The sequence below is a fragment of the Mesorhizobium sp. USDA 4132 genome (assembly GCF_056279545.1).
In genome coordinates, this window is sequence record NZ_JBWCCP010000001.1 from 688,164 (window position 1) to 702,773 (window position 14,610).

Sequence of the window (14,610 nt, forward strand, 5' to 3'; positions counted from 1 at the left end):
TATGCAGTCCGGACTTTACGTCGGCATCTCTTCCCAGATCGCGCTTGAGCGTCGCTTGAACACGATCGCCGACAACATGGCCAACATGAACACGGTCGGCTTCCGCTCCACGGAGGTCAAGTTCGACGAGGTTCTGAGCAAGACACAGAACGATATCGGCGCAAAGGTCGCGTTCGTCACCCAGGGCAACGACTACCTGTCGACGCGTACGGGTGAAATGCAGCGCACGGGCAACCCGCTCGACTTTGCGATCAAGGGCGACGCCTGGTTCGCGATCGACACGCCTGCCGGCAAGGTATTGACCCGTGACGGCCGTTTCACCATGGATGAGCTCGGCCAGCTCCGCTCGATCCGCGGTTATGCGGTCCTCGACGCAGGCGGCGCGCCGATCCAGCTTAACCGCGACGGCGGTCCTCCAACCGTCGGCTCCGACGGCATCATTCGTCAGAACGAACAACCGGTGGCCAGCCTCGGCCTGTTCACGGCTGATGTCACCAAGGGCTTCGTGCGCCACGACAACTCCGGCGTCATCACGGTCGACACCCCGCAGCCGGTTCTCGAGGGCATCAAGAATTCCGTCGTCCAGGGCTATATCGAAGGGGCCAACGTCAACGGCATCAGCGAGATGACCCAACTCATCCAGGTCAATCGCGCTTTTGAAAGCATTTCGTCGCTGATGCGCGACAGCGAGACTTCGCTGGACGCCGCGATCAAGACGCTCGGTGGTTCCAACGCTTAAACGATAGGAAAGAGGGCCCACCATGATGGAAGCGGCTATCCTCGATGCAATCAACGGCGGCAAGCTGGGCCAGCTTGCCGGGCTTTCGGCGCGTTACGCCGATCCGGCCTTCTCTGTTGCCCATGGTGGTCATGTCAGGACCATCGCTGCAGGGCATTATACGGTTGCGGGCTTGTCGAAACATGTGCGGCTCGGCGAATTCGTCGCCCATCGTAGCGCGACCGGCATCCATCTCGGCGAGGTGGTTCGCGTCGAGCCGGACATCATCTATGTCTGCCCCATCGAACCCGGCGAGCCGATCGGCATCGGCGATACCGTCATTCGCAAGGGCGCCTTTCGTGTCGCGCCCGACGAGAGCTGGTGCGGGCGCACGATCAATTCGCTCGGCGAGCCGATCGACGGCAAGGGGCCGATCGCGCGCGGCCTTCACCCCCGTTCGATCGCCAATACGGCGCCACCGTCCATGACGCGCAGCCGCGTTGAAAAGGGTTTCAGGACCGGCGTCCGGGCAATCGACATCTTCTCGCCGCTCTGCCTCGGCCAGCGTCTCGGCATTTTCGCCGGTTCCGGCGTCGGCAAATCCACGCTTCTGTCGATGCTCGCCAGAGCCGACGCGTTCGACAAGGTGGTAATCGCGCTGGTCGGCGAACGCGGCCGCGAAGTGCGCGAATTCATCGAGGATACGCTCGGCGAGCACATGTCGAAGTCAATCGCTATCGTCGCGACTAGCGACGAAAGCCCGATGCTCCGCAAGATGGCGCCATTGGTGGCGATCACCGTCGCCGAACATTTCCGCGACCAGGGCGACAACGTCCTGTTCATTGCCGACAGCGTCACCCGTTTTGCCCATGCGATCCGCGAGGTCGCTGTCGCGGCCGGAGAACCGCCGATCGCACGTGGTTATCCGGCATCCGTCTTCACCGAACTGCCGCGCCTGCTTGAGCGCGCCGGTCCGGGCGTCGAGGGCACGGGCACGATCACCGCGATCATCTCGATCCTGGTCGACGGCGACAACCACAACGATCCGATCGCCGACTCGACCCGCGGCATTCTCGACGGTCATATCGTTCTCGACCGTTCGCTTGCCGAAGAGGGCCGTTATCCGCCGATCAATCCGCTCGCCTCGATCTCGCGTCTCGCCCGCAAGGCCTGGACCGAGGATCAGGAAAAGCTGGTCTCGCGCTTGAAATCACTGGTGCACCGCTACGAAGAAACCCGCGATCTGCGCCTGATCGGCGGTTATCGCGCCGGCAGCGATCCGGATCTCGACATGGCGATCAAGCAGGTGCCGGTCATCTACGAAGTCCTGAAGCAGACGCCGGGAGAAAAGCCGACGCTTGATGCCTACGCGGACCTGGCCAATGCGCTCCGGGCGGCGGCGGGGCAGGGCAATCCGCAGTCGGCCATAGCAAGAAGGTGATTATTCGATGAGCGACAAGAACAATCAGGACGCGGCGGCTCAATCGAAGTCGGAGGAGGCACAGTCGCGACTGGGGGATAAGATCCTCGTCGCGACGGGCATCACGCTGGCCGCCGCCTCCGCCTTCTTTCCCTGGTACGTCTTCTTGAATGCCGACAAGTTCGGCATCCGCACGGAAGCACTCGGCCGCACCCGCGATCTGCCTCCCGGCGTCGCTCGCTCGGTCGTCACCGTATCGCCTCTCGCCATGACCGACAGTTCGAAGGACGACTGGCCGAAGCCCGTCGAGCCGACAGACGCCCTGACCACCGCCACCACCTCGTCGCTCGGCGAGACCCGCAACACCGGTAGTGTCCGGGAAGAGCAACCCTTTCCGGGCAAAGGCAATTTCCGGCTGCTTCATGTCGCCAATGGCCGCGCGCTCATCGAAGACGGTTCCGGGATGTACATGGTCCGGGTAGGCTCGATCCTGCCCAACAACAGCAGGCTCGCCACGCTCGAACAACGGGACGGCAAATGGGTGATCATTACTTCGAGCGGAGAAGTTTATCGTGACACGGGCGTCAGCGCGCGCCCGTAAGTCCGACGCAAGCTTACTGGCATAGTCTCCAGACAGAAGATGGAGACAACCCTATGCAACCGATTCAATTGTTCGAAATGGCATCCCGGCAGGCCGATTGGCTCTCGGTGCGTCAGGAAGTTGTTGCGGGCAATATCGCGAATGCCAATACGCCGAAGTTCAAGGCGAAGGATATCACGCCTTTCAACTCGGTGCTGGACCGCACGCATGTTCCGATGGCTCGCACCAATCCGGGCCATTTCGCGAGCAACGACCTCAGCGATGAGATCGACATCAAGCCATCGGAACTGAACGACGAAATCGGCGTCCAGGAATCCGGCAATACCGTCTCGCTGGCCGACGAGCTGACGAAGACGGGCGAAATCAAACGCCAATACGAATTGAGCACAGGACTAGTGAAATCGTTTCACAGCATGATGCTGACGTTAGTGAAGAGGTAAGCAAATGGATCCGCTTTCAGCCTCCTTGAAGATCGCTGGATCGGGAATGGAGGCGCAGTCGACACGTCTGCGCATCGTTTCCGAAAACATTGCCAACGCCCGCTCTACCGGCGACACGCCCGGCGCGGACCCCTATCGCCGCAAGACGATTACCTTCGGCTCCGAACTCGACAGGGCGAGCGGCGTAGACGTGGTGCAGGTGAAGAAGCTCGGCAACGACAGCTCGAAGTTCATCGAGGAGTATGATCCGGACCATCCGGCGGCCGACGCGAAGGGCATGGTCAAGCTGCCCAACGTCAACATGCTGATCGAAATGGCCGACATGCGTGAAGCCAATCGCTCCTATGACGCGAACATCCAGACCATCAAACAGACGCGCGAACTGATCGCTGCGACGATTGACCTTCTGAAGGCCGGACAATGATCGATAAAATTCAAAACGTTAGTTCTCTGTCGCTGTCGAACGGCATCGACGAGGTCGGTTCCACAAACAGCTCCGTGCTCGCCGGCGGCATCGCGACGACGCCCGGCCAGAACACCGGAATGGATTTCGGCAGCGTCATGGCCAGCATGGCGACGGACACGATGAACAGCCTGAAGGGCGCGGAATCGATGTCGTTCAAGGCCATCCAGGGCAAGGCCAACACCCGTGAAGTCGTAGATGCGGTCCTTGAAGCGCAGCAGTCGCTCCAGACCGCCATGGCGCTGCGCGACAAGATCGTGTCCGCCTATCTCGAAGTCACGAAAATGCAGATCTAGAGTTTGAGGACGAAGACATGAGAGCGCTTTCCGTCGCAGCAACGGGCATGGATGCCCAGCAGACCAATCTCGAAGTCATCGCGAACAATATCGCGAACATCAACACGACAGGTTACAAGCGCGCCCGCGCCGAGTTTTCCGATCTGCTCTATCAGAGCGAGCGTGCCCAGGGCGTGCCGAACCGGGCCAACCAGGCGATCGTGCCGGAAGGTGCCAATATCGGCCTCGGCGTGCAGACGTCCGCCGTGCGCAACATCCATACGCAGGGTGAACTGACCCACACCGAGAACGATCTCGACGTCGCGATCGTCGGACGCGGCTGGTATCAGATCCAGACGCCGGATGGCCAGACGCTCTATAGCCGCGCCGCGCGCCTTCAACAAGAATGCCCAGGGCCAGCTGGTCACGATCGACGGTTATGCGGTCGTGCCGAACATCACCTTCCCGGCGGATGTCAGCGAAACGCAGATCACCCGCACCGGCCAGGTCATGGTCCGCGTCGGTAAATCAGCGGATTTCACCGAAATCGGCCAGCTCACCACGGCCAACTTCGTCAACGAAGCCGGCCTGCAGCCGCTCGGCGACAACCTGTTTGCGCAGACCGCCGCATCCGGCGAGCCGATCGTCGCAGCCCCCGAGGATCCGGGCTTTGGTTACCTGAAGCAGGGCTATCTGGAAAGTTCCAACGTCGACGCCGTCCGCGAAATTACCGATCTGATCTCCGCCCAGCGCGCCTACGAAATGAACTCCAAGGTCATCACCACTGCCGATGAGATGGCTACGATCGTCAGCAAGAACCTGAAATAATAAACAGGAGACGGGCAGACATGAAGTTTCGCCGGAAAAATGCGATTGGCGCCAGGCTGGCCTTGCGGCTCCTGGCAGCTCTTCTCGCCGCAACGGGCTCGCCGGTCCTGGCCGGCATGGGGACGGCCGTCGTGCCGACCCAGACGATCTATCCCGGCGAAGAGATCACCGAGGGCAAGGTCGAAGAAGTCCAGGTGACCAATCCGAATCTGGCCGGCGACTATGCCCGCAAGACCAGGGAAGTCGTGGGCATGGTGGCAAAGCGCACGCTGCTGGCCGGGCGTACCGTTCCGGTCTCGGCGCTTCGCGAAGCCTTCGCGGTCACCCGCGGCAAGGCGGTTCGCCTGACCTTCACCATCGGCAGCATGACGATTTCGGCCTCCGGCTCGCCGCTTGAGAATGCGGCAGTGGGGGACGTCATTCGCGCACGCAACATCGATTCAGGTGTCACGGTCAGCGGCACCGTCATGGCTGATGGGACAATCCAGGTGATGGCGAAATGAGAACCCGTTTCTTCCTCGCGACGCTCGCCGTGATCGTCTCCCTGCTGGGAAGCGCGCCGGCGTCCGCCGATGGGCCCTACATCGTCTCCGCCCGCATCAAGGATATCGCGTCACTGCAGGCAGGCCGCGACAACCAGCTGATCGGCTACGGCCTCGTCGTCGGCCTCCAGGGCACGGGCGACAGCCTGCGCTCGTCTCCCTTCACCGACCAGTCCATGAAAGCGATGCTGCAGAACCTCGGCATCTCGACGCAGGGCAGCCAGTCCAATGCCAAGAACGTCGCGGCCGTCATGGTCACGGCCAACCTGCCTCCTTTCGCCAGTCCCGGCAGCCGCATCGACGTCACTACCAGCTCGCTCGGCGATGCGACCTCGCTGCGCGGCGGCACGCTGGTGATGACCTCGCTTTCCGGCGCCGACGGCCAGATCTATGCTGTGGCCCAGGGCGCCCTGGTCGTATCCGGGTTTTCGGCCCAGGGTCAGGCGGCGACGCTGACCGAAGGTGTAACGACTGCGGCCCGGGTGCCGAACGGTGCAATTATCGAGCGCGAGCTGCCGTCCAAGTTCAAGGATTCGGTGAACCTCGTCCTGCAGCTCCGCAATCCGGATTTCTCGACCGCGGTGCGCGTCTCGGACATCGTCAACAGTTTCGCGGCACGCCGTTACGGTGGTCCGATCGCCGAGCCCCGCGATAGCCAGGAAGTGGTGATCGAGAAGCCGAAGAGCGCCGATCTGACGCGGCTGATGGCCGAGATCGAGAACCTCGTGGTTGAAACCGACACGCCGGCCAAGGTTGTCGTCAACGAACGGACCGGGACGATCGTCATCGGTGCGGATGTGAAGATCTCGCGTGTCGCGGTCAGCTACGGTACGCTCACGGTGCAGGTTACCGAGACCCCGCAGGTGATCCAGCCAGAACCGTTCTCGCGTGGCGAGACGGCGGTTCAGCCCCAGACGGACATCATGGCGATGAAGAACGGCGGCCAGGTCGCTCTCCTCAACGGTCCGGATCTCAGGACCCTGGTCGCCGGCCTCAACAGCATCGGCGTCAAGCCGGACGGCATCATCGCCATCCTGCAAGGCATCAAGTCCGCCGGTGCCCTTCAAGCGGAGCTCGTCCTGCAATGACCGAGACCCTGTTCACCATTTCCATATCGAAGAAGCTGGCGCGTCGGGTGCTTGCCGCCGCTGCTGTCCTGACGCTGGTTTCCCAGGTCGGAGCGCAGCAGCCGGCTCCGGTCAACGAAGCGTCGACCAGCGACGAGATCCAGAAGTTCTGTACCAATATCGCCGATGCCGCGCGAGACCAGCGTTATCTCCTGCAGAAGCAGGAGCTTGAAAAACTGCAGGCGGACGTCGACGACCGCATCAAGGCCCTCCAGGATCGGACCACTGAATATCAGGACTGGTTGAAGCGCCGCAACGACTTCCTGGCGCGTGCCCAGGCCGGCCTGGTCGACATCTTCAAGACGATGAAGCCGGATGCGGCCGCGCCGCAGCTGGGAGAAATGAACATGGAGGTCGCGGCCGCGATCATCATGCAGCTTCCGGCCCGTCAATCGGCCCTTTTCCTCGCGGAAATGGATCCGCATAAGGCCGGCATGATCTCGACGATCATCTCTAGCGCTTCCGACCCGCATACGTCGAAAGCACGCGCTCCCAATGTTCCGAAAGTACCCTCATGACGAAACGCATTCCCGCAATCCTCGCCGTTCTCCTTCTGGCCGGTTGTTCCAGCCAGACGATCAAGGAAATCGGCAATGCGCCGGCGATGAGCCCGATCGGCAGTGGCCTGCAATATGCGCAGGCGCCGCAGATGTCGTCCTATCCGAAGCAGCCGCGGCAGATGGCCAGCGGCTATTCGCTGTGGAGCGACAACCAGGCCGCGCTTTTCAAGGATTCGCGTGCCCTCAATGTCGGCGACATCCTGACCGTCGACATCAAGATCAACGACAAGGCGTCGTTCGACAACCAGACGGAACGCAACCGTAAGAATTCGACCAGCCTGACCTGGGGCGCTAGCTTGAGCAATCTGTTCGGCTGGACGCCCAAGGCAGGGACGACCGGCGATCTGGGCACGGATTCGAATACGGACACGCAGGGCAAGGGAACGATCAAGCGTGCCGAAAGCCTGAAGCTGCTCGTGGCTGCCGTCGTCACCGGGATTCTCGAAAACGGTAATCTCCTGATCAGCGGATCACAGGAAGTGCGCGTCAACCACGAAATCCGCATCCTCAACGTTGCCGGTATCGTCCGGCCGCAGGATGTCGATTCCACCAATATCATTTCTTATGACAAGATTGCCGAGGCCCGCATTTCCTACGGCGGTCGCGGCCGCCTGATGGAAGTCCAGCAGCCTCCGGTCGGTCAGCAGGTCGTCGATCTGTTCTCGCCCTTCTGACGGACCCGGGCGAAGGTCTCTTGATGTGAAGGTTTGAAGATCATGGCGGATGAAGCACAGGCGGCCGACGCTAAGAAAAAGAAGAATGGCACCATCATGGTCATTGCGGGCGTCGCGGTCCTGACCGTGATCGGCGCCGGTGGCGGCTGGGTCGTCGGCGGCATGATCGCGCCGAAGGATCCGAACGCGCAAGCGCATCAGGCCGAACCCGCGGCCGGCGAACACGGCGAAGCCGGCAAGAAGGAAGAGGGCCTTCCCCATATCTCAACCCAGGCCAATGGCGTCATTCTCCTCGAACCGATTACCACCAATCTCGCCTATCCGTCCGAGAACTGGATCCGGCTCGAAGTGGCGCTTTCGTTCAAGGGGCCGCCGGAACTGGCACTCGCGGAAAATATCCATCAGGATATTCTCGCCTATATGCGCACGGTCTCGCTGCAGCAGATCGAGGGGCCACGGGGCTTCCAGTATCTCAAGGACGACATCAAGGAGCGCGTCGATCTTCGCTCGCAGGGCAAGGTCGCCAAGGTGATGTTCCGCTCCTTCGTAATCGAATAGCGGTCGTCTCAACGACAAATCACGAAAAAAGCGGCCTGTAAGCGGCCGCTTTTTTCGTTTGGGTCGGATCTCTGTCCGATCGTGACTGCTCCTTCGGTTTACCGAAGGAGCGTCCTTTCGTTTAGCGGACCCGCTTCAGGAAGCCGTCCGGGGCGACCGTGATCAGCAGCTTGTTCTCGACCGACTTGTCGATCTCGAATTCCGGATGCGTCTTCAGATATTCGAAGACGGCCGTTTTCGGATTGTCGCCCGGTCCCCAGGGGCGATTGCCGGCCAGTTCCTTCGGAAGGTCCTCGACGACGGTGTCGAACACGACGCAATAGCTGCCGACGCTGGTGAGCGGGGCATAGAGCTTGAGTTCCTCGAGAACGTGCTCGTGCGTATGGTTGCTGTCGAGGCTGATCAGGATGCGCGAATAACCGGCAGCGACCTTGCGGACCTGATCCATGATCTCGGGCGCGATGCTGGAGCCTTGGATCATCTCGATCCGCGACGCCATCGGGTGGGCCTCGATCGCGTCCTTGTTATGGGGGCGGATGTCGATGTCGATGCCGAGAACCTTGCGCTTCGGCTTGGCCGGATCGACGACTTCGCCCTTTTCCGCCGCTTCCGACAGTTCCAGCAGCGCCAGCATCGAGGCGCTGAGGATGAGGGAGCCGCCATGGGCGATGCCGGTCTCGATGATCAGGTCGGGCTTCACGGTCCAGATCAGTTCCTGCATGGCGACCATATCCTGCGGATACTGGATGATCGGTCGGCCGAGCCAGAAATAGTTGTAGGAATATTGCGAGGCGATCGACGTGCGCATGAACTGCGCGGCGCTGTCGATAAGTTCCTTGTTTCCAGGGACGGCAGCGACGCGGGCTTCAACTTCCTTGGTGAAATCACTCATTGTCGATCCCCACATAGATATAGGCGTTGTGAGACAGCATTCGAATTTCCTCGAGATAATTGGAGTTCATGACGTAGATGGTCGAGCCGTGGGGAAGCTTCGCCAGGGCCTGGTCCGGCGATTGCACCATCAGGCCGGTCGCCGGCAGGAATTTGCCCTGTTTGGCGGGATTGATGTCGATGACCATGTCGACCGGCTGCCCCTGACGGGATTTCAACAGCGAGAAGGTCACCCCCTTCGACGCGCCGCCCCAGATAGCCGAACTGTCGCCCGCTGCAATTCGATCGCCGAGCGTGCGGGTGAAGTCGGCGGGAAACGCGACGCGATCGGTTTCTTCGCGCACCGGCGGCCGCAACGAGTCCAGCTCGGCCACCACATAAAGGTACTGCCCGCCGAAAACCCGACCGCTTTCGATGACATTGCCGAAGATCCGATGGAAATCGGACAGCCGGAAGTAATTGACGTGCTCGTAGAACACGTCGAACCAGGCGCGGTGTTCCATGATCCAGTCGAAGCAGGGCACTTCGATATAGATGCGGCCCTTGCCGCCGTTCGCCTTGCAGAGTTCGACGAGGAAATCATACGGGCTCTGGATATGCTCCAGCACGTGGCGAAGGATCAGCCCCTCGCCTTGGACGTCGACGCCAGCCTCGAAATAGTGTCGTTTCACGCGCGGGTTCGTGCCCTCGTAGGTGGGATCGAAACCGGTGAGGTCGAAGCCTTTTTCGAGCAGCATTTCGAGGAAGAGGCCCTTGCCGCAGCCAACCTCCACCAGGTTCTCGCGGCCCATCGTCCGCTCGACGATACCGGCCACCATTTCCAGATGCTGGTGGAAATGCCGGCTGACGCCCTGTTCGTTATTGTAATTGCCGTCGTAGTCCATGAGCTTGGGGTCGAACGCATCGTTGTAGATGAGGCCCGTCGTCATGTCCTGCACCAGGCGGATATCGCCCTTGGCGCAGCCTTTGGCTTCCGCTGCCGTGGGATAAACGCGGTTCTGGAAGGTCGGCAACTGCGGCTGTTCGTAAAGCAGCAGGGTATCTTTCGTCGTCATGTCATCACCTCGTTAATCCCACAACGCAGGGAGGATCCACCAGATTGTCGGGACGGACGCCGAATCGCAGGAGATCGCGTCGACCATACTCGTCGGCCAACCGCTCGGCTATCTGCCGCACGGTCACCGGAATTCCGGAACAGATGTTGGCTGCTCCCGTTCTGTCGCCAAGTCCGATATCGGCGATCTGCCTTCCGGCTTCCCGAACGTCCAGGAAGTCGCGGATCTGGTTGCCGCTGGTCAAATCCACCGGTTTGCCTGCGGCGAGCTGGGCGCGAAGGTAGGGAAACAGCCGTCGCTCGTCTTCACCTTCGCCGAAAAGATAAAAGAGCCGGCACCAGGCAAAGCTGATCCGGTGTAGCGGCAGCCATTGCGACAGGGCCATAAACACCGCGGCTTTCGCGCCGGCATAGGGGCTGATCGGCCGCAACGGCGTGTCGGTGGCGAGCATGCCCACCGAGACGTCATATTCGAAACACGTGCCCACGCCGACGAACCGTTTGACGCCGGCGATTGCCGCGCCCTGCGCCATCCGCAACGTGCCTTCGAGGCAGACGATGTTTTCTGGTGACTGCAAATATTTGCCGGGTTCGGCGTACCAGGCGACATGTGCGACCGTATCGACGCCGTCTAGGGCCTTCGCCCACCACTCGACCGGCTCGCGGAACAGGTCCGGCGTCCGCACGATGCTCTCGACGGCGGAGAGATCGCCAAGCCGGCTTTCCGCTGTTCCTTCGCGTAAAATCACCCGGACGCGCGCACCGGATTCGGTCAGCGCCCGCAGCACCTGCCGGCCGACAAAACCTGTTCCCCCGGTAAGCAGGACGAGTGGCGTCATATGATCTTCAATTCCGGCACGGCGGTTACGAACCTGGTGCCCTGATCGGCAAGCGAGGCCAGCTGCTGACGGACCTCGGTCGCGATGTTCCAGGGCAGGATCATCACATAGTCGGGCCGGCGCGCGACGATCTCGTCCGGGTGCAGGATCGGGATATGGCTGCCGGGCATGAACTTGTTCTGCTTGGCCGCTGCTGCATCGCAGACATAGGGGAGGAGATCCGGTTTGACACCGGCAAAATTCAGAAGCGTATTGCCCTTGGCTGCGGCGCCATAGGCTGCGACCGTCTTGCCCTCGCGCTTTGCGTCCAGCAGGAAGGCGAGCGCGTCGTTCTTGACCTTTTCGGCCTTGGCCTGGAAGTCGGCATAGGTGGCCGCTGTCTGAAGACCGCGGCGCTGTTCTTCGCCGAGAAGTGCGGTAACCGCCTCCGTCGTCCGGCGCGAATCACCCGCATGGCATCCGTAGACGCGCAGGCTGCCGCCATGGGTCGGCAATTCCTCGACGTCGAAGACGCGCAGGCCCGCCGCGTCGAAAATCTTTCCGACCGTGAAGAGGGAAAGATAGGAGAAGTGCTCGTGATAGACCGTATCGAACTGATTGTGCTCGATGAGCTGCATCACATGCGGAAATTCGAGCGTCACCGTGCCGCCGGCCTTCAGCACCGCCTTAAGGCCGCGCGTGAAATCGTTGATATCGGGCACATGCGCGTAGACGTTGTTGCCGAGGATGAGATCAGCACTCTTGCCCTCGTCGGTCAACGTCTTGCCGAGTGCCTCTCCAAAGAACTCCCGTCGGACCGGGATGCCAAGCGCTTCGGCGGCTTCCGCCGTGCTTGCCGTCGGTTCGACGCCGAGGCAGGGAATGCCAGCCTTGACGAACTTCTTGAGCAGATAGCCGTCGTTCGACGCGACCTCGATGACCATGCTGTCCCTATTAAGGCCGAGACGCGAGGTGATCATCTCGACATAACGGGCTGCATGGGCAAGCCAGCTCGTCGAGGCACTGGAGAAATAGGCATATTCGGCACTGAAGAGTGATTCGGCCGAGGCATAATCCTCGGTCTGGACCAGCCAGCATTCCTCGCAGACCTGTAGCCTCAAGGGAAAATAGACTTCCGGCTTGGCCAGATCCTCGACGGTCAGATACGCGTTGGATGGCGGCGCGAAGCCGAGGTCCAGGAAATCGCAGCGAAGTGTGGTCCCGCAGTGGCGGCAGTTCATAGCGTCAGTCCCGTGAATTGTGATGTCAGGAAGGAATGGCCGCGATCACGATCCGACATTTCGGTGATCTCCAGCGGCCAACTGATGTCGAGTGCGGGGTCCTGGGAGTTCAAGGCACCCTCCGAACCGGACGCATAGGGCATCGAATGGAAATAGAGGAGCTCACAGTCGTCGGTCAGCGTCTGGAAACCGTGCGCAAACCCTTCCGGGATCAGCAGCGATCGGCGGTTCTCGGAGGAAAGCTCCTGGGCATGCCATTTCAGGAAGGTCGGAGAATCCTGTCTGAGATCCACCGCAACGTCGAAGACCGCGCCGCGCAGGCAATTGACCAGTTTCATCTCGGCATGGGGAGGGCGTTGGAAATGCATGCCGCGCACGGTGCCTTGGCGGGCCGTCATCGTTAGGTTGATCTGGGCGATCGGCTTTGCCCAGCCCGCCGGCGCCAGTTCGTCTGCGCAGAACATGCGCGACAGGAAGCCGCGCGAATCACCGAGATTTTGACGTTCGACGAGCTTCAGGCCGGCAAGCGGCAGATCGGTGACGGTGAAGCGGCTCAAGGGCGTGCCTCGTATTCGTCGATCTCGGCTTCGCAAAGGGCGCGGGCGTCGGCGCCGTCATTCTGCGCACGATACCATCTCATCGTCCGGTCGACAGCCTCCGCCAGCGACCAGCGCGGTTCGATGCCCAGCATATGCCGCGCCTTGGCCGTTTCCAAGGCAAGCCAGCCCGCTTCGTGCGGCCCTTCGGTGCCGTCGCCATATTCTACCTCGCCACGGCCGTAAGAGGCGCGGGCGATCTCGATCACCTGGCGCACCGGTGCGGCCTCATGGCTGATCGGGCCGAAATTGAATGCATCGCCAATTGAAGGATCGCTCCACAGCCGTTCGGCAAGCACGAGATAGGCCAAGAGCGGCTCGAGCACGTGCTGCCACGGGCGCTTGGCTTCCGGCCGCCGGACGCTGAGGGAATTGCCGGATTGCCAGGCGCGGACCGCATCCGGCAGCAGACGGTCAGCCGACCAGTCGCCGCCGCCGATCACATTGCCGGCCCGGGCGCTGGCAACCGCCACGCCTTTTTCGCGCAGAAACGAATCGCGGTAGCTCGCAATGATAATCTCGGATGCGGCCTTGCTGGCGCTGTAGGGATCGTGCCCGCCGAGATGGTCCGTCTCCCGGTAAGGGAAGGCATGTTCGAGGTTGCGGTAGACCTTGTCCGTGGTGATCGCGACGACCACGCGCGCAGACGGCACCGACCTGACCGCCTCCAGCAGATTGGCGGTCCCGAGCACGTTGGTCGCGAACGTGCCAAGCGGATCTTGGTAGCTCGGGCGCACCAGGGCCTGAGCGCCGAGATGCATGACGATGTCGGGGGAGGCGGAGCGCACCAGTTCGGCGAGCCTGGCCGCATCGCGGATATCCTGGAAATGACTTTCCTTGAGATCGGGCCGCGCAAGTGCAAAGAGGCTGGGCCGCGTTTCCGGGGGCAGGGCAACGCCGGTGACCGTGGCGCCGAGGCGGCCGAGCCAGATGGAGAGCCAGGCTCCCTTGAAGCCTGTATGCCCTGTCAAAAGGACGCGTTTACCTTCCCAGAAAGCGTGGCTCGGCTGGGCTCCTCCGCTCACGGCCAGATTTTCCATGGCGCTTTTCCGGAAGCCCAGAGGTCTTCGAGCAGGTTCTTTTCGCGCAGCGTGTCCATCGGCTGCCAGAAACCTTCGTGCTCGTAGGCCATCAGTTCGCCCATCGTGGCAAGGTCCGCCATCGGCGCGGATTCCCACGGAATGTTGTCGCCCTCGATGAGGTCGATGCATTTCGGCGAAAGCACGAAGAAACCGCCGTTGATCATGCCGCCATCGCCACGTGGCTTTTCCACGAAGCCGGTGACCTGGTTGCCGGAGCGTTCGAGCGCGCCGTAGCGGCCCGGCGGATGGACGGCGGTAACCGTCGCGTTCCTGCCGTGCGAACGATGGAACTTGACGAGCTCGGTGATATTCACGTCGCTCAGACCGTCGCCATAGGTAAAGCAGAAGCTTTCCTCGTTGCGGAGGTATTCGGAAACGCGCTTCAGGCGGCCGCCGGTCATCGTCGCTTCGCCGGTATCGATCAGCGTTACCTTCCAGGGCTCGGCGGTGCGGCGATGGACCTGCTTTTCGTTATAGGCCATGTCGAAGGTGACGTCCGACATATGCAGGAAGTAATTCGCAAAATACTCCTTGATGACGTAGCCTTTGTATCCGCAGCAGATGATGAACTCGTTCACGCCGTGGGCGGAATAGAGTTTCATGATGTGCCAGAGGATCGGCCGTCCGCCGATCTCGATCATCGGCTTCGGCTTGAGATGCGTCTCCTCGGAGATACGGGTTCCCAATCCACCGGCGAGAATTACAGCTTTCAATTCCGTCTC

General features: G+C 61.4%; 18 protein-coding genes and 1 pseudogene. 12 read left to right on the forward strand and 7 right to left on the reverse strand.

What is annotated here, in order from left to right; genetic code table 11:
- Position 1: 1 nt before the first annotated feature.
- The 12 genes and pseudogenes from flgF to ACZ9IU_RS03605 all read left to right on the forward strand — a co-directional run bounded on the left by flgF (position 2) and on the right by ACZ9IU_RS03605 (position 8,206).
- Positions 2-739, forward strand: a complete 738-nt coding sequence (gene flgF, locus ACZ9IU_RS03550) for a flagellar basal-body rod protein FlgF (RefSeq protein WP_038539710.1) — start codon at positions 2-4, stop codon at positions 737-739.
- A 22-nt stretch (positions 740-761) separates the two neighbouring features.
- On the forward strand, positions 762-2,159 hold the full coding sequence (fliI, locus tag ACZ9IU_RS03555) for a flagellar protein export ATPase FliI (protein ID WP_437179040.1): 1,398 nt from the start codon (positions 762-764) through the stop codon (positions 2,157-2,159).
- 7 nt (positions 2,160-2,166) lie between these two features.
- Positions 2,167-2,739, forward strand: a complete 573-nt coding sequence (locus ACZ9IU_RS03560; protein WP_038539713.1) for a hypothetical protein — start codon at positions 2,167-2,169, stop codon at positions 2,737-2,739.
- 53 nt (positions 2,740-2,792) lie between these two features.
- Positions 2,793-3,179, forward strand: coding sequence for a flagellar basal body rod protein FlgB (gene flgB, locus ACZ9IU_RS03565; RefSeq protein ID WP_038539716.1), 387 nt, complete (start codon positions 2,793-2,795; stop codon positions 3,177-3,179).
- A 4-nt stretch (positions 3,180-3,183) separates the two neighbouring features.
- Positions 3,184-3,603 carry a flagellar basal body rod protein FlgC gene (flgC, locus tag ACZ9IU_RS03570; RefSeq protein ID WP_038539720.1) on the forward strand — a complete coding sequence of 140 codons (420 nt, stop codon included), beginning with the start codon at positions 3,184-3,186 and terminating at the stop codon, positions 3,601-3,603.
- Complete coding sequence (gene fliE, locus ACZ9IU_RS03575; RefSeq protein WP_038539727.1) at positions 3,600-3,938, forward strand: flagellar hook-basal body complex protein FliE; 339 nt, start codon at positions 3,600-3,602, stop codon at positions 3,936-3,938. Before flgC ends, fliE begins: the two co-directional genes overlap by 4 nt.
- A 17-nt stretch (positions 3,939-3,955) precedes the next feature.
- Positions 3,956-4,745 (forward strand): annotated as a pseudogene (gene flgG / locus ACZ9IU_RS03580) (flagellar basal-body rod protein FlgG).
- 20 nt (positions 4,746-4,765) lie between these two features.
- Complete coding sequence (flgA, locus tag ACZ9IU_RS03585; protein WP_038539734.1) at positions 4,766-5,248, forward strand: flagellar basal body P-ring formation chaperone FlgA; 483 nt, start codon at positions 4,766-4,768, stop codon at positions 5,246-5,248.
- Entirely contained in the window at positions 5,245-6,375 is a 1,131-nt protein-coding gene (locus ACZ9IU_RS03590) for a flagellar basal body P-ring protein FlgI (RefSeq protein ID WP_038539737.1), read from the forward strand. Before flgA ends, ACZ9IU_RS03590 begins: the two co-directional genes overlap by 4 nt.
- Complete coding sequence (locus tag ACZ9IU_RS03595) at positions 6,372-6,932, forward strand: MotE family protein (RefSeq protein ID WP_051899640.1); 561 nt, start codon at positions 6,372-6,374, stop codon at positions 6,930-6,932. The genes ACZ9IU_RS03590 and ACZ9IU_RS03595 overlap by 4 nt, the downstream gene beginning before the upstream one ends.
- Entirely contained in the window at positions 6,929-7,648 is a 720-nt protein-coding gene (gene flgH / locus ACZ9IU_RS03600) for a flagellar basal body L-ring protein FlgH (RefSeq protein ID WP_038539740.1), read from the forward strand. The genes ACZ9IU_RS03595 and flgH overlap by 4 nt, the downstream gene beginning before the upstream one ends.
- 42 nt (positions 7,649-7,690) lie before the next feature.
- Entirely contained in the window at positions 7,691-8,206 is a 516-nt protein-coding gene (locus ACZ9IU_RS03605) for a flagellar basal body-associated FliL family protein (RefSeq protein WP_038548699.1), read from the forward strand.
- 121 nt (positions 8,207-8,327) lie between these two features.
- Here the strand turns inward: ACZ9IU_RS03605 and ACZ9IU_RS03610 are convergent, their stop codons facing one another.
- Genes ACZ9IU_RS03610 through rfbF form a run of 7 tightly spaced genes read right to left on the reverse strand, consistent with a single transcriptional unit; the run spans position 8,328 to position 14,601 of the window.
- Positions 8,328-9,098, reverse strand: a complete 771-nt coding sequence (locus tag ACZ9IU_RS03610) for a cephalosporin hydroxylase family protein (protein WP_038539743.1) — start codon at positions 9,096-9,098, stop codon at positions 8,328-8,330.
- Positions 9,091-10,152: a class I SAM-dependent methyltransferase gene (locus ACZ9IU_RS03615; RefSeq protein ID WP_038539746.1), complete on the reverse strand. Its 1,062-nt coding sequence runs from the start codon at positions 10,150-10,152 to the stop codon at positions 9,091-9,093. Before ACZ9IU_RS03615 ends, ACZ9IU_RS03610 begins: the two co-directional genes overlap by 8 nt.
- A gap of 4 nt (positions 10,153-10,156) precedes the next feature.
- Positions 10,157-10,990 (reverse strand): NAD-dependent epimerase/dehydratase family protein, encoded by an 834-nt coding sequence (locus tag ACZ9IU_RS03620; protein ID WP_038539749.1) that lies wholly within the window; start codon positions 10,988-10,990, stop codon positions 10,157-10,159.
- Positions 10,987-12,210, reverse strand: coding sequence for a class I SAM-dependent methyltransferase (locus tag ACZ9IU_RS03625; RefSeq protein WP_038539752.1), 1,224 nt, complete (start codon positions 12,208-12,210; stop codon positions 10,987-10,989). Before ACZ9IU_RS03625 ends, ACZ9IU_RS03620 begins: the two co-directional genes overlap by 4 nt.
- Complete coding sequence (locus ACZ9IU_RS03630; protein ID WP_038539755.1) at positions 12,207-12,767, reverse strand: dTDP-4-dehydrorhamnose 3,5-epimerase family protein; 561 nt, start codon at positions 12,765-12,767, stop codon at positions 12,207-12,209. Before ACZ9IU_RS03630 ends, ACZ9IU_RS03625 begins: the two co-directional genes overlap by 4 nt.
- Positions 12,764-13,846 carry a CDP-glucose 4,6-dehydratase gene (gene rfbG / locus ACZ9IU_RS03635; RefSeq protein ID WP_051899641.1) on the reverse strand — a complete coding sequence of 361 codons (1,083 nt, stop codon included), beginning with the start codon at positions 13,844-13,846 and terminating at the stop codon, positions 12,764-12,766. The genes ACZ9IU_RS03630 and rfbG overlap by 4 nt, the downstream gene beginning before the upstream one ends.
- A complete protein-coding gene (rfbF, locus tag ACZ9IU_RS03640; protein WP_038539757.1) occupies positions 13,828-14,601 on the reverse strand; it encodes a glucose-1-phosphate cytidylyltransferase in 774 nt (257 codons plus the stop codon). The genes rfbG and rfbF overlap by 19 nt, the downstream gene beginning before the upstream one ends.
- Positions 14,602-14,610: the final 9 nt, after the last annotated feature.

Coding starts and splice junctions, on each gene's coding strand:
- flgB (WP_038539716.1), top strand. CDS start 2,793: ATGCAACCGATTCAATTGTTCGAAATGGCATCCCGGCAGGCCGATTGG.
- fliE (WP_038539727.1), top strand. CDS start 3,600: ATGATCGATAAAATTCAAAACGTTAGTTCTCTGTCGCTGTCGAACGGC.
- ACZ9IU_RS03590 (WP_038539737.1), top strand. CDS start 5,245: ATGAGAACCCGTTTCTTCCTCGCGACGCTCGCCGTGATCGTCTCCCTG.
- rfbG (WP_051899641.1), bottom strand. CDS start 13,846: ATGGAAAATCTGGCCGTGAGCGGAGGAGCCCAGCCGAGCCACGCTTTC.
- fliI (WP_437179040.1), top strand. CDS start 762: ATGATGGAAGCGGCTATCCTCGATGCAATCAACGGCGGCAAGCTGGGC.
- ACZ9IU_RS03625 (WP_038539752.1), bottom strand. CDS start 12,210: ATGAACTGCCGCCACTGCGGGACCACACTTCGCTGCGATTTCCTGGAC.
- ACZ9IU_RS03560 (WP_038539713.1), top strand. CDS start 2,167: ATGAGCGACAAGAACAATCAGGACGCGGCGGCTCAATCGAAGTCGGAG.
- ACZ9IU_RS03615 (WP_038539746.1), bottom strand. CDS start 10,152: ATGACGACGAAAGATACCCTGCTGCTTTACGAACAGCCGCAGTTGCCG.
- ACZ9IU_RS03595 (WP_051899640.1), top strand. CDS start 6,372: ATGACCGAGACCCTGTTCACCATTTCCATATCGAAGAAGCTGGCGCGT.
- ACZ9IU_RS03620 (WP_038539749.1), bottom strand. CDS start 10,990: ATGACGCCACTCGTCCTGCTTACCGGGGGAACAGGTTTTGTCGGCCGG.
- flgF (WP_038539710.1), top strand. CDS start 2: ATGCAGTCCGGACTTTACGTCGGCATCTCTTCCCAGATCGCGCTTGAG.
- flgA (WP_038539734.1), top strand. CDS start 4,766: ATGAAGTTTCGCCGGAAAAATGCGATTGGCGCCAGGCTGGCCTTGCGG.
- flgC (WP_038539720.1), top strand. CDS start 3,184: ATGGATCCGCTTTCAGCCTCCTTGAAGATCGCTGGATCGGGAATGGAG.
- ACZ9IU_RS03610 (WP_038539743.1), bottom strand. CDS start 9,098: ATGAGTGATTTCACCAAGGAAGTTGAAGCCCGCGTCGCTGCCGTCCCT.
- ACZ9IU_RS03605 (WP_038548699.1), top strand. CDS start 7,691: ATGGCGGATGAAGCACAGGCGGCCGACGCTAAGAAAAAGAAGAATGGC.
- flgH (WP_038539740.1), top strand. CDS start 6,929: ATGACGAAACGCATTCCCGCAATCCTCGCCGTTCTCCTTCTGGCCGGT.